Source organism: Ralstonia sp. PBBBR1 (assembly GCF_002256165.1).
Classification (GTDB): Bacteria; Pseudomonadota; Gammaproteobacteria; order Burkholderiales; family Burkholderiaceae; genus Ralstonia; species Ralstonia thomasii.
The window spans coordinates 1-24,713 of record NZ_NKIL01000016.1 but is presented as its reverse complement, the minus strand read 5'-3'; the positions used below and the strand labels follow the sequence as shown (position 1 = coordinate 24,713).

Sequence of the window (24,713 nt, the reverse complement as noted above, 5' to 3'; positions counted from 1 at the left end):
ATGGTTTCTGGAGCGATCTAGAAACGCCACGGCCGCCCGCAGGCGGCCGTGAGCGATGCGGATGCCCGTAGCTTACTGCTGACGGTTCACGCGGTATTCCACGTGTGCCGAATCGCGCAGTTCACGCAGCCAATCCTCATAGGCGGCCTGCACCTTCTGCTCGCGAATGACCGAGCGCGCGTAGTCGCGCTCGCGGTCTCCCGACACCTCTGCCTCGCGGCGGCCTTCCACCTGGATCAGGTGCACACCGAACTGGCTTTGCACCGGCTGCGACACATCGCCCGGCTTGAGCTGGTTCATCGCCTGCTCGAATTCCGGCACCAGCTGGCCCGGCGACACCCAGCCCAGCTCGCCACCCGCACCGGCCGAACCGTCCTGCGAATACCGGCGTGCCGCATCGCCAAAATCGTAGCCGTGGACGATCCGGTCACGCAGGCCCACCAACTGGCGGCGCGCGTCGTCCGCCGACATCGTCGGACCGGTCTTGATCAGGATGTGGCGCACTTGCGTCTGCTGCACCTTGGCGGCAATGGCCGTGCTCGATGCGCGCTTCTCCAACAGCTTGATCACGTGATAACCAGCCGGGCTTTCGACCACTTGGCTCGCCACCTGGCCCGCCTTCATGTCGACCACGGCGTTGGCAAACACAGCCGGCAGGCGCCCGATCGGCCGCAGCCCAAGCTCGCCGCCTTGCGCGGCATCTTGCGCGCCAGAATTGTCACGCGCCAGCTTGGCGAAATCCGCGCCGCCCTGCGCTTGCTTGAGCAGGCCTTCGGCCTTCTTGCGCGCTGCGGCCTTCTCGGCATCCGTGGCGCCTTCGGCAACGGGCACGAGAATCTGCGCGACGTTGTATTGCTGTTCGCCGGCCGGGGCCGTGCCGCCACCCTGCTGCGCCAGATAGTTGTCGATCTCGCCGTCGTAGACCTGCACCTTCGAGTCGACCTCGCGCTCACGCAGGCGCGCCAGAAGGATTTCCTGACGCAGGTCGTCGCGGTACTTGTCGTACGTCATGCCGGCGTCCTTCAGCTTGCTCTTGAGCTGCGGCACCGACAGGTTGTTGCGCTGGGCCACGCTTTCCACGGCACGATCCACATCGGCGTCGGACACGCGGATGCCGCTTTCCTTGGCGGTCTGCGCCTGCACGCGCTCCAAGATGAGCTGCTCAAGCACTTCGCCGAGCAGATCGGCGCGCGGCGGCAGCGGGCGATTCTGTGCGCGGAACGTGCGCTCGACCAGATCCGCGCGGTTGAGCAGTTCGCGGCGGGTGATGACGTCGGTGTTGACCACAGCCACCACCTCGTCGACCAACTGGCTGCGCGGCGCGCCTGGAGCCGTTGGCTCGGGCAGCGTGCCCTGCAGCAGCGGCTGGCTCGGCGACGAACCGGGGTTGGCGAAGATGCCCCGCACCGGTGCACTCTTTTTTGCCGATTGCGCCTGCTGCGCGTGGACGGCTGGCGACAGCGTGGTCCCCGCCAACAGCGCAAGCAGCACGCCGGTGGCAACACGCAAGCGGCCCAGAGGAGCCACACGCGTGGCGAAAGCGGTCGATTGGAAAGCCATGATGTCGTTATTCATATTGATCCAGCACGGACGGCGTGATCGGCTGTGCGGTCACCGGCTGGTAGCCGGGCACGTTCAGACGAATCACGTCGATCGGATTGTTCCCCACCTTCGACAAACCCTTGAATTCGATCTGGGCAAAGATATGCGTCGTATAGCCCGAAACCGCATTGCTGTAGCGCTGTACCGCCAGTCGGCCGACCCAGCAGTCCGCCACATATTCGAGGCCGAGCAGCACATCCGATGGCTTGCGCGCATCCAGGTCGTAACCGATGCGACCCAGGCCGTAGAGGCGCCGCGTAATCGGCCACTGCGTGGAGATATCGGCCTGTTCCAGCGGCAACTGACCGGTATTGGCGTCTTGCCGGTAATAGCGGTAGCCGAGGTTGATCACCTTGTTGGCTTCCGGCTTCCAGCTGAACGCGACCGTCGAACGCATGATGCGGTCGAGGTCCTGATTGTACTGAAGGTTCGTATCGAAAAAGATGCCGCGGAACATCTGGATCGTGGTCGCACCCAGAAGGTCCGAATAGCGGCGTACCGACGTCGGGGCCGCACCCGCCAGCGTCACGCGCTGCCCGTCGAGATCGATGCGCTGGGCGATCGTGGCACGCAGGCGCTCAATGCCTGATTCGGCCTCGATAAAACGCGTGGTCACACCTGCCGTCACCTTGTTGTTGTCGGCAATGCGGTCGTAACCGGTGTACGGGTTCTCGGTAAAGATCTGCCCGAGGTTGTAGTCCGACTGGCCGGTATCGAACAACGGAATCTGCGACTGGTCGCGATACGGGGTGTACACGTAGAACACGCGCGGCTCCAGCGTCTGGATGTAGCTCACGCCGAACAATTTGGAGACCAGCGGCGCATCGCGCTCGAAGGTCATGCCCGAATCGAGCGAGAACGTCGGAAGCGTGCGATTGATCTGCGTGTCCTGCGTGTCGCCGGCCGGGCGGTCCAGGCGGTATGCGGTGGTGTTCAGGATGAACTTCGGGGTGACGTACCAGCCGGGGCGGACGATCGGGTAGCTGATCGTCGGCTGCATGAACAGGCGCTCGCCCTGCACGGTATTGGCCGTCGGGATCGAAAACCGCGTGTAGTCGGTCAGGAAATTGATGTCAAAGCCGCCAACGTCGTACCGGTTGTAAGTCAGACTCAACTCCGGTACCCGCTCGTACGGTGCAGAAAGCGGCGTAGTTGCCGTAGACAGCGTCTGGAACTTCTGCACGCGCGCCAGCGCAACCCAATCGCCGATGGAATAGGTGACGCCGCCTTCCTGGACATACTGGCGCTGCGTCGCCGTGACGATGCTGCGGCCAAGGTCATCCGGATAAGTGTTATCGGAAACCTTGTTGTAGTTGATGTAGCCGGTCAGGCCCGGGGCCAGTCGCTGCGTGTGTACTGCCGAAATCGACCAGCGGTTACGACCCGCCTCACGATCATCGGGCAGGAATTCGCCCCGCAGGACGCCGCTGTACGACGTATCGAGATAGCGATATTCGGCGCCAAGCTGCAGGCCACGCATACTGAGCAGACGCGGATACAAGGTCAAATCGCGGTTCGGAGCGATATTGAAGTAGTACGGCAGCGTGACGTCGGCCCCGCTGCGGCTGTTATAGCCGAACACCGGTGCAAGGAAACCGCTGCGCCGGTCGTCATTGAGCGGAAAGTCCATGACCGGCGCGGCAAACACCGGCACGCCGAAGAAGTGAAGCACGCCGTTGCGGCCGGTGCCAACCTGGCGGTCGCTGTCGATATCGATGCGGCTCGCGCTGAAGTACCAGTCGACGTTGTCGGGCGCGCACGTGGTGTACGTGCCGCGCGTGATGCGGCTGTTGTCCTTATCAATGAAATCGATGCGCTCTGCGGTGCCGTGGCCGCCGGTCGTGTGGAACTCGTACGCGGGCGTGCTGATGGTGCCTTCGTTGGCGGTGATCTTGAGCTTGGCGTCCGGACCGGTGACGAGCGTGCCGCCCTTGAGCAGACGCACATTGCCGGTGGCGGTGGCAACGTCGGTGTCCTGGTTGTAGTCGAGCGCGTCGCCCTTCAGCACCGAACCGTTGCGGCGCAGTTCGCCGTTACCGCGCAGGTGGATGTCTTCGTTGGTGCGGCCGTCCATCTTGTCGGCCGCGGTAAAGGTGGGAACAGTATTGTCCGGTCGCTGGACGGGCTCGGCCATCTTCGGCACCAGCAGACTGCCGCCGGGCGTGGCCGGGCCGGACGTCGCCAGCGCCGTCACCGACGAGGCCGGGGTGACAGCAGGCGCCGTCGCTTGCGCGGTGTCCGCGCCCTGCGCCGCGGACGTCGCCGTCCAGACACCGGCCACCGCAAATACCAGCGGGCGCAATGCCAGCGTGCCACGCCTGATGGTGGCCAAGTCGGCGGGCCGCTGATCGGGCGCGGCAACAGCAGCGCGCTGCCGGTTCTTCCTGGCTCGGTTCGGTTCGGTCATGCAGATCGGGAACAGGGCCGCGCGCGCAACGGCACGCACAGGCACAAAATCAGTCGGTACTGCGTTCAATCCCGCCGCCGGACGCAGCCTGGACAAGGCCGGCGCTCGCTCGCGGCGAAACTCGGTCGAGTATTATACGGGGCTTCCTTCCAGCCTCATTCCAGCATTCTCTCAGCATGGCTTCGACCCCTGGCGCCGCAGCAGGCGCAACCGACGCACGCCTCAGCCAACTGCGCGACTGGCTCGGCACATTGCCCGCCGCCCACGGCCTGCGCATCGACACGCTGCAACCTGCCTCGGCCGATGCCAGCTTCCGCCGGTATTTCCGCCTGGACAGCGCCGTCAGTGGCAAGCCCGGCACGCTGGTCGTCATGGACGCCCCGCCGCCGCAGGAAGACTGCCGCCCGTTCGTCCATGTGGCTGGTCTGCTCAATGGTGCCGGCGTGCGCGCGCCGCAGGTGCTGGAGCAGGATCTTGCGCAGGGCTTCCTGCTGCTCACCGATCTGGGCCCGCAAACGTATCTGCAATCGCTGCGCGAACGCAATTTCGACCTCGCCTACGCCGATACGCTGTTCCGCCCGGCCATCCATACCCTGGTGCGCTGGCAGTCGGCCTCGCGCGAAGGCGAACTGCCGCCGTACGACGAAGCGCTGCTGCGCCGCGAGCTGTCGCTGTTTCCGGACTGGTATGTCGACCGCCACCTGCAACGCCCGTTGGACGCCACCCAGCGCGAATCGCTCGACAAGGTGTTCAAGCTGCTCGTCGACAGCGCCCTGGCCCAGCCGCGCATGTACGTGCACCGTGACTACATGCCGCGCAACCTGATGATCAACGCGGCCGACCCATCGCAGCCGGGCGTGCTGGACTTCCAGGACGCCGTCTACGGGCCGATCACCTACGACGCCGCCTCGCTGCTGCGCGACGCCTTCCTGTCCTGGGACGAAGAGCAGGAGCTGGATTGGGCCGTGCGCTACTGGGAGGCCGCCCGCGCCGCCAAGCTGCCGGTCGATGAAGACTTCGGCGAGTTCTACCGTGCGCTCGAATGGATGGGCGCGCAACGCCATCTGAAGGTGGCCGGCATTTTCGCGCGCCTGTGCTACCGCGACGGCAAGACCGGCTACGTGGAAGACACCCCGCGCTTCATCGCCTACCTGCGCCGTGTGTGCAGCCGCTACAACGCGCTGGCGCCGCTGGCTCGCCTGCTCGATCAACTCGAAGATCGCGCGCAGCAGATCGGCTACACGTTCTGATGGTTTCCCCCCGCGCCGTTGAGTTTCGCGCCGGCATGCTGGCGCTCGCGCCCATGCTGCTGGGCGTGGTGCCGTTCGGCCTGATCTACGGCGTGCTCGCCACGTCGGCCGGCATGCCCGCGTGGCTTGCCGTGGCGATGAGCGCCATCGTTTTCGGTGGCGCCTCGCAGATGATCCTCGTGCAGTTGTGGGCCGGTGGCGCGCCCGCGCTGGTGATTGCGGCGACGGTCTCGATGGTGAATCTGCGGCACGCGCTGTATTCGGCCAGCATTGCGCCAGCGCTGGCGCACCTGCCGCGCCGCTGGAAATGGCTGATCGCCTATCTGCTGACCGACGAAGCCTTCGCCGCCATGAACCGCCGCGTTGTCACCGCGCAGCCCGGCAGCGCGGAAGCCGCATATCGCCATTGGTATTTCCTCGGCGCTGGCGTGGCGCTGTGGTCCAACTGGCAGGCGTCGACGATCGTCGGTGTGGTGCTGGGCGCGCAGGTGCCGACGACGTGGCCACTCGACTTCTTCCTGCCGCTCACGTTCATCGCCATCGTGGTGCCGGCGCTGCGCACGCGTGCGCAACTGGCCGCTGCCCTGACCGGCGCCTTGCTGGCCGTGGCCTGGACGGGCTGGCCGCACAAGCTCGGGCTGATGAGCGCGGCGTGCGTGGGCATTGCCGCCGGCGCGCTGGTCGAGCGCTTGCTTGCCCGACCGTCCGACAAGGGGGCTGCCGCATGAAAGCGCTGATCCTCTTTGGCGTGCTGCTGATTTCTGGCGCGGCCACCTACCTGATCCGCCTGTCGTTTATCGCGCTGGAAGGGCGCATGAACCTGCCGATGTGGTTCCGCAACGCCCTGCCCTACGTGCCAGCCGCGATGCTGACCGCGCTCGTCGCGCCCGACCTGCTGATACGCGACGGCGCGCTCGCGGTGTCGGTCGACAACCCGCGCCTGCTTGCCGGCATCGTTGCCATCGTCATCGCACGGGTGACGAAGAGCGCGATGTGGACCATCGTCGGCGGCATGGCTGTGCTGCTCATTCTCATGAAGGTGATGGCTTGAACTTGACGACGCGTGCCATGATTTTTGCAGCGGGCCGTGGCGACCGCATGCGCCCGCTGACCGACCACACGCCCAAGCCCCTGCTCACCGTGGGTGGCAAACCGCTGATCGTCTGGCAGATCGAGCGCCTGGCTGCGGCTGGGGTGCGCGACATCGTCATCAACCATGCATGGCTCGGTGCGCAGATCGAAACCGCGCTCGGGGATGGCAGCGCGTGGGGCGTACGCCTGGCGTATTCGCCGGAAGGGCAAGCGCTGGAAACGGCAGGCGGAGTCGCGCAGGCCATGCCGCTGCTGCATGCCGGAGATGGCCACAGCGTGTTCATTGCCGTCAGCGGCGATGTGTTCTGCGATTATGACTACGCCTTGCTGCGCGACCGGGCGCCCGCAATGGCCGGGCAAGCGGCGCCCAGCATGCACCTGGTGATGGTGCCCAACCCGCCGTATCACCTGCACGGCGATTTCGCGCTGGATAACGAAGGCGTGCTCCACGCCGACGGTGCCGAGCGCCTCACGTTCGGCAACATCGGCTTGTACGACACGCGCCTGTTTGCCAGCATCGCGCCCGGCACGCGGCTGGCGATGACGCCGCTGTACCACCAGGCCATCGCTGAAGGCCGTGCGACCGGCGAGCGCTTCGACGGCCGCTGGGAAAACGTGGGCACGCCAGCCCAGCTGGCCGCGCTCGACGCTGAAGTCGCGTCGCGCTAAGCGCTTACGCCATCGCCGCGCTCAACGATTCCGCCGTCATCGGGCGGCCGAGCAGGTAGCCCTGCAGCGAGTGGCAGCCGAGCCGCGTCAGGAACGCCTGCTGCTCGGCGGTCTCCACACCTTCCGCCACGATGCGCAGGTTCAGCGTCTGGCCCAGCGCCACGATGGCCGAGACGATGGCCGCGTCTTCCGTGTCGTGCGCCAGGTCGCGCACGAAGCCGCGGTCGATTTTCAGCTCGCTGGCGGGCAACCGCTTGAGATACAGCAGGCTGGAATAGCCGGTGCCGAAATCGTCGATCGAAATCCGCACGCCCATCGCGTCGAGCCGCTGCAGGATCTGCAGGCTCGCATCGACGTCGCGCATGGCCGTCGACTCCGTAATCTCCAGCGTCAGGCTGCGCGGGTCCAGCGCGTGGCGCGCGAGCGTATCGCGCACGCTGTCGATGAGTGCGGCATGGCCGAACTGCAGCGCGGAGAGATTCACGGCGACGCTCCAGCCGCTGTGCCCCTCGCGTTGCCATTGCGCCATCTGGCGACAGGCTTCGTCCAACACCCACGCGCCCAGCGGCACGATCAGGCCGGTCTTTTCGGCCAGCGGGATGAATTCATCGGCGGGCACCAGACCGCGCTGCGGATGCTGCCAGCGCACCAGCGCCTCGACGCCCATGATCGGCCCGTTGGGCGCGTTGAATTTCGGCTGGTAATGCAGCACGAGTTCGTGCCGCTCGACCGCGCGTCGCAGGTCTTGCACAAGCTGCAACTGCTGATGCACGTCGGCGTTCATCGATGGCTCAAAAAAGCTATAGGCGTTCCGGCCCAGGCCCTTTGCGTGGTACATCGCCGCATCGGCATTGGTCAGCAGGTCGTGCTGGTTGCCGCCGTCGCCAGGGTAGATCGCGATGCCGATGCTGGTGGAGACGCGCAACTCGTGACCGCCGGCCATGAAGGGCTCGCGCACCACTTCCAGCAGCGCGTTGGCCAGGGTGCCGGCGTCTTCCGGATCGTCCACATAGGCGAGAACCACGAATTCGTCGCCGCCGACACGCGCCACGGTGTCCTGCTGGCGCACCCGCGCACCGATGCGCTGGGCAACGTCGATCAGCAGCAGGTCACCCACATGGTGGCCATAGACATCGTTGACGGCCTTGAAGCCATCGAGGTCCATGAACATGAGCGCGAAGCGGTGCTTCTCACGTTCGGCGGTGCGGATCGCCTGGGTCAGACGGTCTTCCAGCAGCACGCGGTTGGAAAGTTTGGTCAGGTTGTCGTGCAGCGCCAGATAGGCCAGCTCCTTGTTGGCCGCGGCCAGCGAGTTCGCCAGCAAGGCGGTGCGTGCCTCCATGCGCAAGTCGAGCACCGAGATGATGAGCGCGATAGCCAGCACCGCCAGCGTGACGATGATGATGACCAGCGCCAGCCAATCGGCACTCGCCCCGGTATGCGCAGCGCCACACACGCTGCCCAATGGAAACGCCGCCGCGGACATACCCGTGTAGTGCATGCCGACAATGGCCACGCCCATCACCACCGCTGAACCGGCACGCAGCGCACGGACGCGCCGCGACTGCCGCCGCAGGCGGAATGCGATCCACAGCGCCACGCCCGATGCCAGCACGGCAATCACGATCGACACCCCAAATCTGCCGGGGTTGTATTGAATGCCCGGATTCATGCGCAGCGCGGTCATGTCCGTGTAGTGCATGCCCGCCACGCCGGCCCCCATGAGGAGCGCTCCGCCTACCAGGCGCGGCCAAGGCAGTTCACGCCGGCTGACCAGCCACAACGCAAACGTCGACGCCCCAATGCCGATGGCGAGTGAGGCAAGCGTGATGCCCACGTCATATCCAACCGGGATCGGCAGGTTCAGCGCCAGCATGCCGACAAAGTGCATCGACCAGATGCCCAGCCCCATGGCCGACGCGCCGCCGATAAGCCACCACAACGCTGCGCGGCCTTGTGCGGTGACGACCCGTCCGGCCATATCCAGCGCCGTATACGACGCCAGGATGGCCACAAAGAGGGAAAGCAGGACGAGAAGAGGGTTGTAACTGCTGGCGAGCATCGGTTCTCCTGGGCAGGCCGATCCAATGCGGCCAATCCACGGCAGGCGGAGGTCGCAACCGGGATGCAAAACAGGTCAGTCTTAACGGGGGGCGCCGCCCGGGACTTTAGGAGAAGCCGTCCGCACCGCACAAGTCTCCTTTTGGATGTGGCAATGCCCCTCCCCGAATGACCGCCAGGCGCGGCGTTACAATCGACACATCCTTTCTGCTGCTGGAAAACACGACATGTCCGCCACCGAACTCGCTTTCCTCCAGACCTATCGCCAGCGCCGCGAGCGCATCGTGCAGTGGCTGCGCGCGGCGGGTGGCGGGGTCGCCATCGTGCCGACCGCGCCCGAGGCGATGCGCAACCGCGACAGCGATTATCCCTACCGGCACGACAGCTACTTCTATTACCTGACCGGCTTCACCGAGCCCGAAGCGGTACTCGCCATCGTGGTACCCGCAGGCAGCGCACCGGCGCGCAGCGTGCTGTTCTGCCGCCCGAAGCACGAAGAGCGTGAAATCTGGGACGGCTTCCGCTTCGGCCCCGAAGCAGCGAAGGACGCCTTCGGCCTGGATGAGGCGCACTCGGTGGAAGAGATCGATGCGACGTTGCCAAAGCTGCTCGCCAACGCCGCCGCCGTGGCATGTCCGCTGGCCGAGAGCAGCGCGTTCGACCGCCGCATGCGCCGCTGGCTCGATGCAGTGCGCATGCAAGGCCGCGCGGGGGTGTCGTCGCCGCACCAGGCGCTGGACGTGCGCGCCATCCTCGATGAGATGCGGCTGTTCAAGGACGCAAGCGAACTCGACATCATGCGCCGTGCCGGACGCATTTCCGCCGGAGCGCACGTGCGCGCCATGCAGGCGTCGCGTGCCGGGCTGCGTGAATACCATCTCGAAGCGGAGCTGCTATATGAATTCCGCCGCCACGGTGCGCAAAGCGTTGCCTATAACTCCATCGTGGCGACGGGCCCGAACGCGTGCGTACTGCACTACCGCGCCGGCAACGCAGAACTGCGCGACGGCGATCTCTGCCTGATCGATGCCGGCTGTGAGCTGGATGGCTACGCGTCAGACATCACCCGCACGTTCCCGGTCAATGGCCGCTTCACCGGCCCGCAACGCGAGCTGTATGCGCTGGTGGTGGCCGCGCAGGAAGCCGCCCTTGCCGAGACGCGCCCCGGCGTGCCTTACAACGTGCCGCACGATGCCGCCACGCGCGTGCTGGCGCAAGGCATGCTCGACACCGGCCTGCTCGACGCCGACAAGGTCGGCACGCTCGACGACGTGATCGCCGGCGGCCAATACCGCCAGTTCTACATGCACCGCACCGGCCATTGGCTCGGCATGGACGTGCACGATGTGGGCGAATACCGCACGCCCGGCACCGCTGCTCCGGCTGAAGGCGAACGCCCGTGGCGCCCGCTGGAAGCCGGCATGGTGCTGACCGTCGAACCCGGCATCTACGTGCGCCCCGCGCCCGGCGTGCCGGAACAGTACTGGCACATCGGCATCCGCATTGAAGACGACGCCATCGTCACGCCCGAAGGCTGCGAAATCATCACGCGCGACGTGCCCGTAGCCCCGGACGAAATCGAACTGGTGATGCGGAGCCAGGCATGACCGACAGCATCACAGCGAGCAGCGCCGCACCGGACTTCGACGTGGCCATCGTTGGCGCCGGGCCCGTCGGGCTGGCGCTGGCCAACTGGTTGCTGCGCGACACCGACTGGCGCATCGCCCTGTTCGATGCGCGCGATGCCGAAGCCGCCGCGCGAGACCCGCGCGCGCTGGCGCTGTCTCATGGCTCGCGCGTGCTGCTGCAGGAGATTGGCGGCTGGCCCACGCGCGCCACGCCCATCACGCACATCCACGTCTCGCAACGCGGCCACTTCGGGCAGGCGCATATCCGCCGTGAAGACTACGACGTCCCCGCGCTCGGACACGTCGTGCAATACGGCGACCTGAGCGCCGCGCTCAACGCCGCCCTCGACACGCAGATGGAGCGTCACCCGGGGCGCCTCACCCGCTATGACCACACGCCCGTGGAGCGCGTCGAACAACTGCCGCGCGCCGACGGTACGGTCGCCCCGGCACGCGTGCGGGCGCTGCGCGAAGGGCGCCATCCGCTGGCCATCGAAACCGAAGTCGTCATCCAGGCCGAAGGCGGGTTGTTCGACGACGCACGCAAGCAGCAACGCGGCATCGCCCAGGCGCGCCGGCGCGATTACGGCCAGACCGCCATCGTCGCGCACGTGCGCTGCAGCGCCCCGCTCGAAGGCTGGGCATGGGAGCGTTTCACGCCCGAAGGCCCGCTCGCATTGCTGCCGCAGGATGACGCGCAAGGTCCCGGCTACGCCCTTGTCTGGTGCTGCGCGCCCGACGAAGCGCGCCGACGCGCAGCGTTGCCCGACGACGCCTTCCTCGCCGAACTGGGCGCTGCCTTTGGCGAGCGCATGGGCCGCTTCACGCACGCCAGCCCGCGCCATACGTTCGCGCTCGGGCTGCACGCCCAGCGCATTCCGGTCGACCGCCGCGTCGCCGCCATCGGCAATGCCGCCCAGACGATCCACCCGGTGGCGGGCCAGGGCTTCAACCTCGGCCTGCGCGATGCGTTCGAAATGGCACGCGCGCTTCGGGATGGGGCAACGGCGGCCACCCTCGCCCGTTTCGCCCGCGAACGCGCATTTGACCGCGCCGTCACCATCGGCCTGACCGATTTGCTGCCGCGCGCGTTTGCCGTGCCGGGCCGGCCGTTTGGCCACCTGCGCGGCGCCGCGCTCACGCTGCTGGAATGCCTGCCGCCGCTCAAGCATGGGCTCGCCCGGCAGATGATGTTCGGGCAGCGAGGCTAACGGATGGCGTGTGCCGAGTTAGGCGCTGCAGGCGACCGCCAGCAGATCACCGTGGTGGGCGCCGGCATTGTCGGCACGGCGTGCGCACTGCAATTGCAACGGGATGGCCACCAGGTCACGCTGCTCGATCAGGCCGGCATTGGCGAAGGCTGCTCGTTCGGCAACGCCGGCTGCCTGAGCGTGGCGTCGGTCGTGCCGATGGCGCTACCGGGCATGCTGAAGCAGGTGCCCAAATGGCTGGCCGATCCAATGGGCCCGCTGACGGTACGTTGGCACTATCTGCCGCGCGCGCTGCCCTGGCTGCTGCAATGGGTGTTTGCGGGCAACGAGACGCAGGCCCGTGCGACGGCGCAGCCGCTGGCGAGTCTCTTCAGCGCGACCTTTCCCGGTTATCGAAACCTGCTCGACGCCGCGCAATCTGACGGCCTGATCCGTCAGACGGGCCATCTGTATGTGTGGCGCACGCTGGCGCGCTCGTCGGGCGATGTGCTGGCGCAGTCCATTCGTGATGCCACCGGCGTGCGCTCGCAAGCCCTGAGCGCCGGCGAAGCGCGTGAACTCGAGCCCGCACTGGCCGCCGACATCCAATCCGGCCTGCTGCTGCCCGACAACGGCTTCACGGTCAACCCGGAACGTCTGGTCAAGACGCTGGCGGCCAACTTTGCCGCAGCGGGCGGCACCTTCCTGCGCCGCAAGGTGCTGGACGTGGAATTCGGCCGAAGCGACTACGGCGGCCCGACGCGGCTGCACACCGATTGCGGCACGCTGCCCGTGTCGAAGCTGGTGCTGTGCGCGGGTGCGTGGTCGATGCGGCTGGGCGCAAAGCTCACCAGCATCCGCATTCCGCTCGACACGGAACGCGGCTATCACGCCACGCTGCGCGCGCCCAGCGTGCAGCCTTCACGGCCAATCATGGATTGCGAGCGCAAGTTCATCGCGACGCCCATGGAAGGCGGCCTGCGCATTGCCGGCACCGTGGAGATCGGCGGGTTGGACGCTGCGCCCGACTACCGCCGCGCCCGCATCCTCATGCGACAGGGCCAGCAGCTCTTCCCCGGCCTCGGCTTTACGGACGACAGCCAATGGATGGGCCATCGGCCCTCTCTACCCGACAGCCTGCCCGTGATCGACCGCTCGGAGCGCTACCGCAACGTGTTCTTCGCGTTCGGGCACGGCCACCTGGGCATGACAGGCGCGCCAGGCACCGCCCGACTCATCGCCGATCTGGTCAGCGAGCGCACGCCTTTCATCGACGGCCGCCCCTACGGCCTGCAACGGTTCCGCTAGCGCCAGCCACGGCAAGAACCCGGCCGCCGACCGCACTGCCGCATAGTTTGTGCACAACATTTAGGCAATCCGGCGGTTTGGCGGTAAAATCCCGTCCTCGCATTTTTCACTCCCGTCGCTCCGCCCGATCATCATTCGACTCTGGGCGGAAGGGGTGATTTTTCGTTTCTTTCAGCCGCGTCTTCCTCGACAGCCTTGCAGATCGGACCGCATACCCTTCGCAACAACCTGTTCGTCGCTCCCATGGCGGGTGTGACGGATCGCCCGTTCCGGCAGCTCTGCAAGCGGCTGGGCGCGGGCTATGCGGTGTCCGAGATGGTCGCGTCCAACGCGCAGCTCTGGAAAAGCGAGAAGACCATGCGGCGCGCCAACCACACGGGCGAGGTCGAGCCGATCGCCGTGCAGATTGCCGGCGCCGAGCCGATGATGATGGCCGAGGCCGCGCGCTACAACGTCGATCGCGGCGCGCAAATCATCGACATCAACATGGGCTGCCCGGCCAAGAAGGTGTGCAACGTGGCCGCTGGTTCTGCCCTGCTGCAGAACGAGCCGCTGGTCCAGCGCATTGTCGAGGCCGTGGTGGGTGCGGTCGGCGACCGCGTGCCCGTGACGCTCAAGATCCGTACCGGTTGGGACCGCGAACACCGCAACGCATTGAGCGTGGCGCGCATTGCACAGGACGCCGGCATCAGCATGCTGACCGTGCATGGCCGCACGCGCGCCGATCTGTATCACGGTGAAGCGGAATACGACACCATCGCCGCGGTCAAGGCGTCGGTGCGCATTCCCGTGGTGGCCAACGGCGACATCACCACGCCGGCCAAGGCCAGGCACGTGCTGGCCGTGACCGGCGCCGACGCCATCATGATCGGCCGCGCGGCGCAGGGGCGCCCGTGGCTGTTCCGCGAGATCGAGCATTTCCTGCAGACCGGCACGCTGCTGCCGGCTCCGGAGGTGGAAGAGATTCGCGGCATCATGAACGCGCATCTGGAAGAGCACTACGCGTTCTATGGCGAATACACCGGCGTGCGCACCGCACGCAAGCACATCGCCTGGTACACGCGCGGGTTGGCGGGGGCCAACCTGTTCCGCCACCGCATGAACACCATCGAGGACACCGCGGCCCAGTTGGCCGCCGTCAATGCGTTCTTCGACGAGCAGCGTGCGCTGTCCGACCGTCTGGTCTACGAAGACCAGGCGACCGGTGGCGACCACCCCAGGACGGGCAACAACGACAACAACAAGGAACTGCTTGCCGCATGAGCCGCAACCCGATCGAACGTTGCATCCGCGACAGCCTGGATGCGTATTACCGTGACCTGGACGGCGAGAACCCGTCCAACGTCTACGACATGGTGCTGCAGGCCATTGAACGGCCGCTGTTGGAAACCGTGATGGAATGGGCTTCCAACAACCAGTCGCAGGCGGCCGACTACCTCGGCATCAACCGCAACACGCTGCGCAAGAAGTTGCAGCAGCACGGCCTCATCTGAGGTTGCGGGCCGGCCTTTGAACCGATTTCCTTTCTGACGGCGCCTCCTGCCAGTTCGGCAAACCCAGCGCCACACCCGCCCACCGGCGTTTCCACCATGATCCAGCAAGCCCTGCTTTCCGTTTCCGACAAGACCGGCATCGTCGACTTTGCCCGTGCCCTGCGCGAGCGCGGCGTCAAGCTCCTCTCCACCGGCGGCACCGCCAAGCTGCTCGCCGAGTCCGGCCTGCCCGTGACGGAAGTGGCGGACTACACCGGCTTTCCGGAAATGCTCGACGGCCGCGTCAAGACGCTGCACCCGAAGGTGCACGGCGGCATCCTGGCCCGTCGCGACCTGCCCGAGCACATGGCCGCACTGTCCGAACACAGCATCCCGACCATCGACCTTCTGGTGGTGAACCTGTACCCGTTCCAGCAGACGGTGGCCAAGGACGAATGCTCGCTGGCCGACGCCATCGAGAACATCGACATCGGCGGCCCGACCATGCTGCGCTCGGCGGCCAAGAACCACCGCGATGTGACGGTCATCGTTGACCCGGCCGACTACGCCACCGTGCTGGCCGAAATGCAGGCCAACAACAACACGGTCGGCTACGAAACCAACTTCATGCTGGCCAAGAAGGTGTTCGCGCACACCGCGCAGTACGACGGCGCCATCACCAACTACCTGACGAGCCTCGGCGCCGACAAGTCGCACAGCACGCGCAGCGCCTATCCGCAGACGCTGAACCTCGCCTTCGACAAGGTGCAGGAGATGCGTTACGGCGAAAACCCGCATCAGTCCGCCGCGTTCTACCGCGACCTGAAAGCCGTCGACGGCGCGCTCGCCAATTACAAGCAACTGCAGGGCAAGGAGCTGTCGTACAACAACATCGCCGACGCCGATGCCGCGTGGGAATGCGTGAAGTCGTTCGATGCGGCCCACGGCGCTGCATGCGTCATCATCAAGCACGCCAACCCGTGCGGCGTGGCCATCGGCGGCACCGCGCAGGAAGCGTATGAGAAGGCCTTCAAGACCGACTCGACCTCGGCCTTCGGCGGCATCATCGCCTTCAACGTGCCGCTGGATGAAGCAGCCGCACAGGTGGTGGCCAAGCAGTTCGTGGAAGTGCTGATCGCCCCGGGCTTCTCGGAAGGCGCACGTGCCGTGTTCGCCGCCAAGCAAAACGTGCGTGTGCTGGAGATTCCGTTGGGCAAGGGCGTGAATGCGTACGACTTCAAGCGCGTTGGCGGCGGCCTGCTGGTGCAGAGCCCGGACGCCAAGAACGTGCAGCCGAGCGAGCTGCGCGTGGTTACCAAGCGCCACCCCACGCCAAAGGAAATGGACGACCTGATGTTTGCCTGGCGCGTCGCCAAGTTCGTCAAGTCCAACGCCATCGTGTTCTGCGGCGGCGGCATGACGCTGGGTGTGGGCGCCGGCCAGATGAGCCGTGTGGACTCGGCCCGCATCGCCAGCATCAAGGCACAGAACGCAGGCCTGACGCTGGCCGGTTCGGCTGTGGCATCGGATGCGTTCTTCCCGTTTCGCGACGGCCTGGACGTGGTGGTCGATGCTGGCGCCTCGTGCGTGATCCAGCCGGGCGGCTCGGTACGCGACGATGAAGTGATCGCCGCCGCCGACGAACGCAACGTGGCGATGATCTTCACGGGCACGCGCCACTTCCGCCACTAAGCAACATCGTCCACGCGACGAACGAACGGGGCAAGGCGTAAACTGGCGCCTTGCCCCGTTTCCATTTCTGCCCACTTCCTTCATGCGCATCCTCGGCATCGATCCCGGCCTTCGCACCACGGGTTTCGGCGTGCTCGAACGGCACGGCCACAAGCTCGTCTACGTGGCCTCGGGCACGATCAAGAGCAACGGCAATGCCGACCTGCCCAGCCGCCTGAAGACGCTGTATGACGGCGTGTCCGAACTGGTGAGCACGTACCGGCCGGACTGCGCTTCCATCGAAAAGGTGTTCGTCAACGTCAACCCGCAATCGACGCTGCTGCTGGGCCAAGCCCGCGGCGCGGTGATCTGCGGCCTGATGAGCGGCAACCTGCCCGTGTTCGAGTACACCGCGCTACAACTGAAGCAGGCCGTGGTCGGCTATGGCCGCGCCAACAAGGATCAGGTGCAGGAGATGGTCGTGCGCCTGCTCAACCTCGAGGGCAAACCCGGCGCGGACGCATCCGACGCCCTGGGCGTGGCGATCTGCCATGCGCACGGCGGCGAGACGCTGGCCGCCATGGCCGGTCTGGCGCCACAGCTTGCGCAAAAGGGGCTGCGCGTGCGGCGTGGCCGCCTCGTCGGCTGACAGGATTCTTGAAGCCCGCAGGTAGCGGCATCCGGGCACGGCGACTACCATGCGGGTACCCGTATTCAGGAGCCCCCGATGCCTCGCCGCCTCATCCTGCCGAGCCTGCTGATCTTGAGTACGTCCGTCGCCCTCTACGCCTGCCGGCTGGAGTACCACCACGGCAGCGGTGGCGGTGGCAACACCACGCCCATCGCCACCATCCAGGTGATCGGCCATCGCGGTGCCTCCGCATTGCGACCGGAGCACACGCTGGCCTCGTACCAGAAAGCCATCGACGACGGCGCGGACATCATCGAGCCGGATCTCGTCTCCACCAAAGACGGCGTGCTGGTTGCGCGCCACGAGAACGAGATCTCCGGCACGACCAACGTGGCCGACGTGGCAGCGTTTGCCGGGCGCAAGACCACCAAGACGATCGACGGCCAGAGCGTCACGGGCTGGTTCACCGAAGATTTCACGCTTGGAGAACTGAAAACGCTGCGCGCACGCGAGCGCATCCCGAACATCCGCCCCGACAACGTCGCCTACAACGACCAGTTCGACATCCCCACACTCGACGAGATCATCGCGCTGGCGCGGGATCAATCCGCCAAGCTCGGCCGCAACATCGGCATCTATCCGGAGACGAAGCACCCGACGTACTTCCAGTCGATCGGCCTGCCGCTGGAAGACCGGCTGATCGACGGCCTGCGCCGTGACGCGTTCACGGCCAGCCGCACGACGGTCTACATCCAGTCGTTCGAGGTGGCCAATCTCAAGGCCATTCGCAACAAGATCGGCGGCAGCCAACCGAACTGGAAACTCGTGCAGCTGATGGGCACATCCGGCCGACAGCCCTACGATTTTGTGGTCGCCAAAGACAGCCGTACCTTCGGCGACATGATGACGAGCCAAGGCATGCGCGACATCGCCGCATACGCCAACGGCGTCGGCCCGGACAAGAGCAGCATCATGGGCCTGGATGCGAACGGCAAGCTGACCGATCCGACCGACCTGATCCGCAACGCGCACAACGCCGGGCTGGTGGTCCATCCATATACGTTCCGCCCCGAGAACACCTTCCTGCCGCCGTCGCTGCGCAGCGGTGCGGACAACACGCGCAACGTCAACGGCTCGATCACGGAGATCCAGGCGTTCCTGCGCGCGGGCGTCGATGGCTTCTTTACCGACGATCCGGCGGTCGGGCGGCAAGCCGTGTCGACCTTCAAGCGCTAGTCTTCGCGCATCGGAACCGTAGCGAGCGGCCGAGCCTGGATCGGGCCGCGCAGTAGGTTTGGGCTACACTGCGTCCCGTTTTGGAGGAGGAACCCCACCCATGATCGGACGCATCGCCGGGACGCTGATCGAAAAGAACCCGCCGCATCTGCTGGTCGATTGCCACGGCGTCGGCTACGAGATCGACGTGCCGATGAGCACGTTCTATAACCTGCCCGCCACCGGCGAGAAGGTCGTCCTGCTCACGCAGCAGATCGTGCGCGAGGATGCGCACCTGCTCTACGGTTTCGGCACCGCCGCGGAGCGCGAAACCTTCCGCCAACTCATCAAGATTTCGGGCATCGGCGCGCGCATCGCGCTGGCGGTGCTGTCGGGCATGTCGGTGGCCGAACTCGCGCAGGCCGTCACGCTGCAGGAAGCCGGGCGGCTGACGCGCATCCCGGGCATCGGTAAGAAGACGGCCGAGCGCCTGCTGCTCGAACTCAAGGGCAAGCTCGGCGCCGACCTGGGTACGGTGCCCGGCGGCCCCGCCGTCTCGGACGACGCGGTCGACGTGCTCAACGCCCTGCTGGCACTAGGGTATTCCGACAAGGAAGCGGCGCTCGCCATCAAGCAGGTGCCGGCCGGCACGGGCGTGTCCGAGGGAATCAAGCTGGCGCTCAAGGCGCTGTCCAAGGGCTGACGCCCGGGCGCGGCAAGACGGTAGAATGGCCTGCTCGCGCCTTTCCGGCGCCGTCTGCCCGTCATGATCGAAACCGACAAGCTCGCCGCCAAGGCTGTCTCTGCTGAGCGCATCATCTCAGCCTCCCCCGCCTCCCCCAATGAGGAGGCGTTCGAGCGCGCGCTGCGCCCCAAGCTGCTCGACGAATACGTCGGTCAGGAAAAGGTGCGCGGCCAGCTCGACATCTTCATGACCGCGGCCAAGAACCGCAGCGAAGCGCTGGACCACGTGCTGCTGTTCGGCCCGCCGGGTCTCGGCAAGACGACGCTGGCGCACATCATCGCGCGCGAAATGGGCGTCAACCTGCGCCAGACTTCCGGCCCCGTGCTGGAGCGCCCGGGCGATCTGGCAGCGCTGCTCACGAACCTCGAAGCCAACGACGTCCTCTTCATCGACGAGATTCATCGGCTCTCGCCCGTGGTGGAGGAAATCCTGTACCCGGCGCTGGAGGACTACCAGATCGACATCATGATCGGCGAGGGCCCGGCGGCGCGCTCGGTCAAGCTCGATCTGCAGCCCTTTACGCTCGTGGGCGCCACCACGCGCGCCGGCATGCTGACCAACCCGCTGCGCGATCGCTTCGGGATCGTCGCGCGGCTGGAGTTCTATACGCCTGCCGAACTGGCAAAGATCGTCACGCGCTCATCAGGCCTGCTGAACGCCCACATCGTGGACGAGGGGGCGCTGGAAATTGCAAAGCGCTCGCGTGGCACGCCCCGTATCGCCAACCGTCTGCTACGTCGCGTGCGCGACTTCGCCGAAGTCAAGGCCGACGGCATCATCACCCGCGAAGTCGCCGATGCCGCCCTCGCCATGCTCGACGTGGATGCGGTCGGCTTCGACCTGATGGACCGCAAGCTGCTCGAAGCGATCCTGCACAAGTTCAATGGCGGGCCGGTCGGCATCGACAACCTGGCAGCCGCCATCGGCGAAGAGCGCGACACGATCGAAGACGTGCTCGAGCCCTACCTGATCCAGCAAGGCTACCTGCAGCGCACGCCACGCGGCCGCGTGGCCACGGCTTCGGCATACCAGCACTTCGGGCTGGGCGCTCCCAAGAGCGGCCCGGTGCGGGACCTCTGGGACGACAACCAATAACCTCCGCGCACCCCGACATGTCTGCCGCCCCGCACCACCCGAACCGCACGTTCCGATACTACGACTTCATCATGGCGGCCTTCGTCACAGTGCTGCTGTGCTCGAACCTGATCGGCGCGTCCAAGGCGGCGCAGGTCACGTTGCCGGTGCTCGGATCGGTCACCTTCGGCGCTGGCGTGCTGTTCTTTCCAATTTCCTACATCTTCGGCGACATCCTCACCGAGGTGTACGGTTACGGGCGTGATCGGCGCGTGGTGTGGGCGGGCTTTGCCGCACTGATCTTTGCGTCGTTCATGTCGCTGGTCGTGCTGGCGCTACCGGTGGCGCCCTTCATGGCCGGTTATCAGAAGAGCCTGAACGACGTGTTCGGCAACACGCCGCGCATCGTCGCCGGGTCGCTCATTGCGTTCTGGTGTGGCAGCTTCGCCAACAGCTACACGCTGGCGAAGATGAAGATCGCGACGGAAGGAAAATGGCTGTGGACGCGCCTTGTCGGATCCACCGTGGTGGGCGAGGCGGTCGATTCGTCGCTGTTCTACGTGATCGCCTTCTACGGCATCTGGCCCCACGAACAGGTGCTGCGTGTCGCCATTGCGCAATACATCCTCAAGACTGGCTGGGAAATCGTCGCAACGCCGCTCACCTACCGCGTCGTCGCCTTCCTCAAGCGCGCCGAGAACGAGGATTACTACGACCGCGACACCAACTTCACGCCGTTCCGGCTGAAGGTTTAAGGAACACGGCGGTCCACTTCGTCGAGCTCCAGCAAATCCAGGTGCGCGACATCCCCCCATTGCAACACGGTCAGTTGATGACCATCGGATGAAAGCCGGTTGATGCTCGCGTTGCGCAGCTCGTGCTGGCGCGGCTCGGTGAGCGTCATGGCGTTGGCGTGGCGGTACAGGCAATCGAGCACGCCGCCGTGGCTGACCAGCGCGATGCGCTCGCCGGGGTGGCGACGGATCAGCCGGAGCGCAGTCTCGACCGCACGTTCGTGGAATTCAGTGAGGGTCTCGCCGCCGGGCGGGGCAAATTCGGGGACACGGTTTTGCCAGGCATCAAAGTCGTCCGGATGCCGTGCGGCAACTTCGGCGTAGGTCAGACCTTCGAACTGGCCGTAGCAGCGCTCGCGCAAACCGGCGTCGTCGCGCACGGGCACGCCCACTTCATCTGCCAGCGCCCGCGCCGTCTGCCTGGCGCGCGACAGATCGCTCGCATAGACCGCATCGAACCGCTCGCGCGCGAGTGCCTTGCCCAACTGCGCAGCCTGCTCCAGCCCTTGCGTGTTCAGCGGCACGTCGAGTTGGCCTTGCAGGCGGCGTTCACGGTTCCAGTCGGTCTCGCCGTGGCGGATGAGCACGATGTGGGTGATCTGCAGCATCGGCAGGGGGATGGCGGCGGCGCGTGGCATCTCAGGGTTCCTGGACGAATCAGACAGATTTGGCCGCTTCCGGCGCGGCAGTCTTGGCAACAGATGCTGCGGCTTGCGGCGCAATCTGCAGCCAGAACGTGACCGGGCCATCGTTGACGAGCGACACCTTCATGTCGGCGCCAAACTCGCCGGTTGCCACGATGGGATGCTGGGCACGCGCGCGCGCCACGAAGTGTTCGTACAGGCGGCGCCCATCTTCCGGCGCAGCAGCGGGCGTGAAGCTCGGCCGTGTGCCAGACTTGGTATCGGCCGCCAGCGTGAACTGCGATACGACCAGCAAGCCGCCCGCCTGCCCGTTGCCGTCGATGTTGCGCACGGGCAGGTTCATCTTGCCCTGCGCGTCGGAGAACACGCGATAGTTCAGCAGCTTCTCCAGCAGACGATCGGCCTCGGCGGCGGTGTCCCCACGTTCTGCACAGACCAGTGCGAGCAAACCCGGGCCGATCTCGCCGACGACGCGGCCGTCCACACGGACCGCCGCCTCGGACACACGCTGGATCAGCCCAATCACTTCAGCACCACGCGCGCAAAGCGACGCTTGCCGACCTGCATCACGAAGGTGCCGGCGTCGACCTTCAGGCCCTTGTCGCTGATGACGGTGCCGTCGATCTTCACGCCGCCCTGCTCGATGTTGCGGTTGGCGTCCGACGTGGACGGGCAGAGCCCAGCCTGCTTGAGCAGTTGTGCAATACCCAGTGGTGCGCCCGACAGCTCGATCTGCGGAATGTCGTCCGGCACACCGCCGCGGGCACGGTGGTTGAAATCTTCCAGTGCGCGCTCGGCATCGGCCTGGCTGTGGAAGCGGGCAACGATCTCCTGCGCCAGCATCACCTTGCAATCGCGCGGGTTGCGGCCCAGCGCGATCTCTTGCTTCATCAGATCGATCTCGGCCAGCGGGCGGAACGACAGCAGCGTGTAGTACGTCCACATCAGGTCGTCGGAGATGCTCATCAGCTTGCCGAACATCTCGTTGGGCGCCTCGCTGATACCGACGTAGTTGCCCTTGGACTTGGACATCTTCTCGACGCCGTCCAGGCCCACCAGCAGCGGCATCGTCAGGATGCACTGCGGCTCCTGGCCGTATTCCTTCTGCAGTTCGCGGCCGACCAGCAGGTTGAACTTCTGATCGGTGCCGCCCAGTTCCAGATCCGATTTGAGCGCGACCGAGTCATAGCCCTGCATCAGCGGGTAGAGGAATTCGTGCACCGAGATCGGCACGCCGGCCTTGTAGCGCTTGGTGAAGTCATCGCGCTCCATCATGCGGGCGACGGTGTACTTGGCGGCGAGTTGGATGATGCCGCGCGCGCCCAGCGGGTCGCACCACTCGCTGTTGTAGCGAATTTCGGTCTTGCTCGGGTCCAGCACCATGCTGGCCTGGCGGTAGTACGTCTGCGCGTTGGCTTCGATCTGCTCGCGCGTCAGCGGCGGGCGCGTGGCGTTGCGGCCGGACGGGTCACCAATAGTCGACGTGAAGTCGCCGATCAGGAAGATCACCTGATGCCCCAGGTCCTGCAACTGGCGCATCTTGTTGAGCACCACCGTGTGGCCGATGTGGATGTCAGGGGCCGTGGGATCGAGGCCCAGCTTGATGCGCAGGGGTACGCCGGTGGCAGCGCTCTTGGCCAGCTTCTGCTCCCACTCGGCGGCGATCAGCAGTTCGTCGCAGCCGCGCAGCGAGACTTCCATCGCGTGCGCCACCTCCGGGGTGACCGGATACTTGAGTGTGCCCGGCGTGGCGTTGTCGGAAGCGGCGGGAGTGGCAGATGCAGTCATGGCAAAAGGAAAGGTCACCGCGCCGCACGTGGAAAACGGCGCGAACGGATCAACAATCAGGGAAACGGTGCGTGCACGATAGCCGACATCGATTCAGGCGTGCCGGCCGCGCGATCCGGGGATTTTACCGTGATGTGTCCATTTGGCCTGCCATTGCGCTGGTAAGCTGTCGCGCATGAGCCATCCCAACCCCACCGCACTCCCCGCCGATCGCTATATCGGCTTGATGTCGGGCACCAGCCTGGACGGCGTCGATGGCGTGCTGGCGGACTTTTCCGGCGAACACCCGGCCGTCCTCGCCGACGCCTACGTACCCTTCTCGCCCGAACTGCGCCAGCGCTTTCTGGACCTGCAGCACGCCGGCCACGACGAGATCCATCGCGAGGCGTTGGCCGCCAACGCGCTGGCCATGATCTACGCCGAATGCGTCGCCCGGCTGCTTGCGTCCACCGGCCTGGCCGCGCACGATGTACAGGCCATCGGCGCCCATGGGCAAACGATTCGTCATCAGCCCGGCACGCATGATGGCATCGGCTACACGCGCCAGACCCAGCACCCCGCGGTATTGGCTGAACGCACCGGCATCGACGTCATTGCCGATTTCCGTAGCCGAGACATCGCGGCCGGCGGCCAAGGCGCACCGCTCGTACCGGCGCTGCATCGCGCGCTGTTCGGCCTGCCGGATGCATGGCGCGTGGTATGCAACATTGGTGGCATCGCCAACCTCACGGTCTTGCCGCCGCAAACTTCCGACACGCGCGACGCCGTACTTGGCTTCGACTGCGGCCCCGGCAACGCGCTGATGGATTATTGGGTCCATACGCACCGCGACAGCCCGTACGACGCCGACGGCGCGTGGGCCCGCAGCGGACGCGTCGACGAAGCCCTGCTCGAGCGCCTGAAGGCCGAGCCGTTCTTTGCGGCGCCCCCGCCTAAGAGCACCGGCCGCGATCTGTTCAACCCGGCGTGGCTGCAACAAGCCCTCGGCGATGCGCTGAACACCGCCCGCCCTGAAGATGTTCAAGCCACGCTGCTCGCCCTCACTGCTGACACCATCACCGATGCCGTACGTGCGCATGCGCCGCAGGCAGCGTCACTGCTCGTCTGCGGCGGCGGCGCACGCAATGGCGCGCTGATGGCACGTATCGGGCAACAGTTGCCGGGCGTTAGAGTTGCTCCGACCGATGCGTTCGGCGTGCCCGCGCATCAGGTGGAGGCGCTCGCCTTCGCATGGCTCGCGCGCCAGTGCGTGCTCCGCGCCCACGGCAACCTGCACACCGCGACAGGCGCATCGGGCGCTCGCGTCCTTGGCGCGATCTACCCCGCTTGAGCACCCATTTTGCGGTGTCAAGTCCTGCCATAGGTTGACACTGTGCTCAGTCTCCGAGCGCCCGATGCACCGCATCGGGCGTTTTGTATTTCAAGGCCAGATGAGGCCGTTCGTGGTTGTAGATATGCACGGCCTGCGCCAC

At 66.0% G+C, this 24,713-nt stretch carries 21 protein-coding genes and 2 pseudogenes; 16 read left to right on the top strand and 7 right to left on the bottom strand.

Annotated elements, in window-relative coordinates; translation table 11 throughout:
• Nucleotides 1–72: 72 nt before the first annotated feature.
• Nucleotides 73–1,575 carry a peptidylprolyl isomerase gene (locus CFE42_RS22490; RefSeq protein ID WP_004635541.1) on the bottom strand — a complete coding sequence of 501 codons (1,503 nt, stop codon included), beginning with the start codon at nt 1,573–1,575 and terminating at the stop codon, nt 73–75.
• The gene (locus CFE42_RS22485; protein WP_037044907.1) at nt 1,568–4,009 is read right to left on the bottom strand and encodes an LPS-assembly protein LptD; all 2,442 of its coding nucleotides are present in this window, start codon (nt 4,007–4,009) and stop codon (nt 1,568–1,570) included. Before CFE42_RS22485 ends, CFE42_RS22490 begins: the two co-directional genes overlap by 8 nt.
• A 176-nt stretch (nt 4,010–4,185) precedes the next feature.
• Between CFE42_RS22485 and CFE42_RS22480 the strand changes: the two genes are divergently transcribed.
• Genes CFE42_RS22480 through murU form a run of 4 tightly spaced genes read left to right on the top strand, consistent with a single transcriptional unit; the run spans nt 4,186 to nt 7,020 of the window.
• Nucleotides 4,186–5,259, top strand: coding sequence for an aminoglycoside phosphotransferase family protein (locus CFE42_RS22480; protein WP_004635546.1), 1,074 nt, complete (start codon nt 4,186–4,188; stop codon nt 5,257–5,259).
• Nucleotides 5,259–5,987: an AzlC family ABC transporter permease gene (locus CFE42_RS22475; RefSeq protein ID WP_004635548.1), complete on the top strand. Its 729-nt coding sequence runs from the start codon at nt 5,259–5,261 to the stop codon at nt 5,985–5,987. Before CFE42_RS22480 ends, CFE42_RS22475 begins: the two co-directional genes overlap by 1 nt.
• Nucleotides 5,984–6,310 (top strand): AzlD domain-containing protein, encoded by a 327-nt coding sequence (locus CFE42_RS22470; RefSeq protein ID WP_004635552.1) that lies wholly within the window; start codon nt 5,984–5,986, stop codon nt 6,308–6,310. Before CFE42_RS22475 ends, CFE42_RS22470 begins: the two co-directional genes overlap by 4 nt.
• Nucleotides 6,311–6,327: 17 nt before the next feature.
• Nucleotides 6,328–7,020 (top strand): N-acetylmuramate alpha-1-phosphate uridylyltransferase MurU, encoded by a 693-nt coding sequence (gene murU / locus CFE42_RS22465; protein WP_004635553.1) that lies wholly within the window; start codon nt 6,328–6,330, stop codon nt 7,018–7,020.
• Nucleotides 7,021–7,024: 4 nt separating this feature from the next.
• Here the strand turns inward: murU and CFE42_RS22460 are convergent, their stop codons facing one another.
• Nucleotides 7,025–9,082, bottom strand: coding sequence for a bifunctional diguanylate cyclase/phosphodiesterase (locus tag CFE42_RS22460; RefSeq protein WP_004635555.1), 2,058 nt, complete (start codon nt 9,080–9,082; stop codon nt 7,025–7,027).
• A 226-nt stretch (nt 9,083–9,308) separates the two neighbouring features.
• On the opposite strand from CFE42_RS22460, the gene CFE42_RS22455 reads away from it, so the two are divergent.
• The 11 genes and pseudogenes from CFE42_RS22455 to CFE42_RS22405 all read left to right on the top strand — a co-directional run bounded on the left by CFE42_RS22455 (nt 9,309) and on the right by CFE42_RS22405 (nt 20,770).
• Nucleotides 9,309–10,688 carry an aminopeptidase P N-terminal domain-containing protein gene (locus CFE42_RS22455; RefSeq protein ID WP_004635556.1) on the top strand — a complete coding sequence of 460 codons (1,380 nt, stop codon included), beginning with the start codon at nt 9,309–9,311 and terminating at the stop codon, nt 10,686–10,688.
• The gene (locus tag CFE42_RS22450) at nt 10,685–11,920 is read left to right on the top strand and encodes a UbiH/UbiF/VisC/COQ6 family ubiquinone biosynthesis hydroxylase (RefSeq protein WP_004635557.1); all 1,236 of its coding nucleotides are present in this window, start codon (nt 10,685–10,687) and stop codon (nt 11,918–11,920) included. The genes CFE42_RS22455 and CFE42_RS22450 overlap by 4 nt, the downstream gene beginning before the upstream one ends.
• Nucleotides 11,921–11,923: 3 nt before the next feature.
• Nucleotides 11,924–13,207, top strand: a complete 1,284-nt coding sequence (locus CFE42_RS22445; RefSeq protein WP_004635559.1) for an FAD-dependent oxidoreductase — start codon at nt 11,924–11,926, stop codon at nt 13,205–13,207.
• Nucleotides 13,208–13,402: 195 nt separating this feature from the next.
• Nucleotides 13,403–14,470 carry a tRNA dihydrouridine synthase DusB gene (gene dusB / locus CFE42_RS22440; RefSeq protein ID WP_037044899.1) on the top strand — a complete coding sequence of 356 codons (1,068 nt, stop codon included), beginning with the start codon at nt 13,403–13,405 and terminating at the stop codon, nt 14,468–14,470.
• Nucleotides 14,467–14,700: a Fis family transcriptional regulator gene (locus CFE42_RS22435; RefSeq protein ID WP_004635563.1), complete on the top strand. Its 234-nt coding sequence runs from the start codon at nt 14,467–14,469 to the stop codon at nt 14,698–14,700. Before dusB ends, CFE42_RS22435 begins: the two co-directional genes overlap by 4 nt.
• Nucleotides 14,701–14,796: 96 nt before the next feature.
• Nucleotides 14,797–16,371 (top strand): bifunctional phosphoribosylaminoimidazolecarboxamide formyltransferase/IMP cyclohydrolase, encoded by a 1,575-nt coding sequence (gene purH, locus CFE42_RS22430; RefSeq protein ID WP_004635564.1) that lies wholly within the window; start codon nt 14,797–14,799, stop codon nt 16,369–16,371.
• A gap of 82 nt (nt 16,372–16,453) precedes the next feature.
• Nucleotides 16,454–16,999 carry a crossover junction endodeoxyribonuclease RuvC gene (ruvC, locus tag CFE42_RS22425; protein ID WP_004635567.1) on the top strand — a complete coding sequence of 182 codons (546 nt, stop codon included), beginning with the start codon at nt 16,454–16,456 and terminating at the stop codon, nt 16,997–16,999.
• Nucleotides 17,000–17,200: 201 nt separating this feature from the next.
• Nucleotides 17,201–18,217 (top strand): annotated as a pseudogene (locus CFE42_RS22420) (glycerophosphodiester phosphodiesterase); the annotation flags it as partial.
• A 100-nt stretch (nt 18,218–18,317) separates the two neighbouring features.
• Nucleotides 18,318–18,899 (top strand): Holliday junction branch migration protein RuvA, encoded by a 582-nt coding sequence (gene ruvA, locus CFE42_RS22415; protein WP_004635578.1) that lies wholly within the window; start codon nt 18,318–18,320, stop codon nt 18,897–18,899.
• Nucleotides 18,900–18,962: 63 nt separating this feature from the next.
• Nucleotides 18,963–20,036: a Holliday junction branch migration DNA helicase RuvB gene (ruvB, locus tag CFE42_RS22410; RefSeq protein WP_004635579.1), complete on the top strand. Its 1,074-nt coding sequence runs from the start codon at nt 18,963–18,965 to the stop codon at nt 20,034–20,036.
• A 17-nt stretch (nt 20,037–20,053) separates the two neighbouring features.
• Complete coding sequence (locus tag CFE42_RS22405) at nt 20,054–20,770, top strand: queuosine precursor transporter (RefSeq protein WP_004635580.1); 717 nt, start codon at nt 20,054–20,056, stop codon at nt 20,768–20,770.
• On the opposite strand, the gene CFE42_RS22400 is transcribed toward CFE42_RS22405, so the two are convergent.
• Genes CFE42_RS22400 through tyrS form a run of 3 tightly spaced genes read right to left on the bottom strand, consistent with a single transcriptional unit; the run spans nt 20,767 to nt 23,241 of the window.
• Nucleotides 20,767–21,447 carry a histidine phosphatase family protein gene (locus CFE42_RS22400; RefSeq protein WP_004635582.1) on the bottom strand — a complete coding sequence of 227 codons (681 nt, stop codon included), beginning with the start codon at nt 21,445–21,447 and terminating at the stop codon, nt 20,767–20,769. The two genes, CFE42_RS22405 and CFE42_RS22400, sit on opposite strands and share 4 nt — an antisense overlap.
• Before the next feature lie 19 nt (nt 21,448–21,466).
• Nucleotides 21,467–21,979, bottom strand: coding sequence for a D-aminoacyl-tRNA deacylase (gene dtd / locus CFE42_RS22395; protein ID WP_004635584.1), 513 nt, complete (start codon nt 21,977–21,979; stop codon nt 21,467–21,469).
• The gene (gene tyrS, locus CFE42_RS22390; RefSeq protein ID WP_004635586.1) at nt 21,976–23,241 is read right to left on the bottom strand and encodes a tyrosine--tRNA ligase; all 1,266 of its coding nucleotides are present in this window, start codon (nt 23,239–23,241) and stop codon (nt 21,976–21,978) included. Before tyrS ends, dtd begins: the two co-directional genes overlap by 4 nt.
• 175 nt (nt 23,242–23,416) lie before the next feature.
• Between tyrS and CFE42_RS22385 the strand changes: the two genes are divergently transcribed.
• Nucleotides 23,417–24,571, top strand: coding sequence for an anhydro-N-acetylmuramic acid kinase (locus CFE42_RS22385; protein WP_004635587.1), 1,155 nt, complete (start codon nt 23,417–23,419; stop codon nt 24,569–24,571).
• A 58-nt stretch (nt 24,572–24,629) separates the two neighbouring features.
• Here the strand turns inward: CFE42_RS22385 and CFE42_RS22380 are convergent.
• A pseudogene (locus tag CFE42_RS22380) lies at nt 24,630–24,713 on the bottom strand (integrase core domain-containing protein); the annotation flags it as partial.

Coding starts and splice junctions, on each gene's coding strand:
- CFE42_RS22435 (WP_004635563.1), top strand. CDS start 14,467: ATGAGCCGCAACCCGATCGAACGTTGCATCCGCGACAGCCTGGATGCG.
- CFE42_RS22475 (WP_004635548.1), top strand. CDS start 5,259: ATGGTTTCCCCCCGCGCCGTTGAGTTTCGCGCCGGCATGCTGGCGCTC.
- CFE42_RS22400 (WP_004635582.1), bottom strand. CDS start 21,447: ATGCCACGCGCCGCCGCCATCCCCCTGCCGATGCTGCAGATCACCCAC.
- CFE42_RS22470 (WP_004635552.1), top strand. CDS start 5,984: ATGAAAGCGCTGATCCTCTTTGGCGTGCTGCTGATTTCTGGCGCGGCC.
- CFE42_RS22450 (WP_004635557.1), top strand. CDS start 10,685: ATGACCGACAGCATCACAGCGAGCAGCGCCGCACCGGACTTCGACGTG.
- tyrS (WP_004635586.1), bottom strand. CDS start 23,241: ATGACTGCATCTGCCACTCCCGCCGCTTCCGACAACGCCACGCCGGGC.
- ruvC (WP_004635567.1), top strand. CDS start 16,454: ATGCGCATCCTCGGCATCGATCCCGGCCTTCGCACCACGGGTTTCGGC.
- CFE42_RS22460 (WP_004635555.1), bottom strand. CDS start 9,082: ATGCTCGCCAGCAGTTACAACCCTCTTCTCGTCCTGCTTTCCCTCTTT.
- murU (WP_004635553.1), top strand. CDS start 6,328: ATGATTTTTGCAGCGGGCCGTGGCGACCGCATGCGCCCGCTGACCGAC.
- CFE42_RS22485 (WP_037044907.1), bottom strand. CDS start 4,009: ATGACCGAACCGAACCGAGCCAGGAAGAACCGGCAGCGCGCTGCTGTT.
- CFE42_RS22385 (WP_004635587.1), top strand. CDS start 23,417: ATGAGCCATCCCAACCCCACCGCACTCCCCGCCGATCGCTATATCGGC.
- CFE42_RS22445 (WP_004635559.1), top strand. CDS start 11,924: ATGGCGTGTGCCGAGTTAGGCGCTGCAGGCGACCGCCAGCAGATCACC.
- CFE42_RS22455 (WP_004635556.1), top strand. CDS start 9,309: ATGTCCGCCACCGAACTCGCTTTCCTCCAGACCTATCGCCAGCGCCGC.
- ruvB (WP_004635579.1), top strand. CDS start 18,963: ATGATCGAAACCGACAAGCTCGCCGCCAAGGCTGTCTCTGCTGAGCGC.
- CFE42_RS22490 (WP_004635541.1), bottom strand. CDS start 1,575: ATGAATAACGACATCATGGCTTTCCAATCGACCGCTTTCGCCACGCGT.
- purH (WP_004635564.1), top strand. CDS start 14,797: ATGATCCAGCAAGCCCTGCTTTCCGTTTCCGACAAGACCGGCATCGTC.
- CFE42_RS22480 (WP_004635546.1), top strand. CDS start 4,186: ATGGCTTCGACCCCTGGCGCCGCAGCAGGCGCAACCGACGCACGCCTC.
- CFE42_RS22405 (WP_004635580.1), top strand. CDS start 20,054: ATGTCTGCCGCCCCGCACCACCCGAACCGCACGTTCCGATACTACGAC.
- ruvA (WP_004635578.1), top strand. CDS start 18,318: ATGATCGGACGCATCGCCGGGACGCTGATCGAAAAGAACCCGCCGCAT.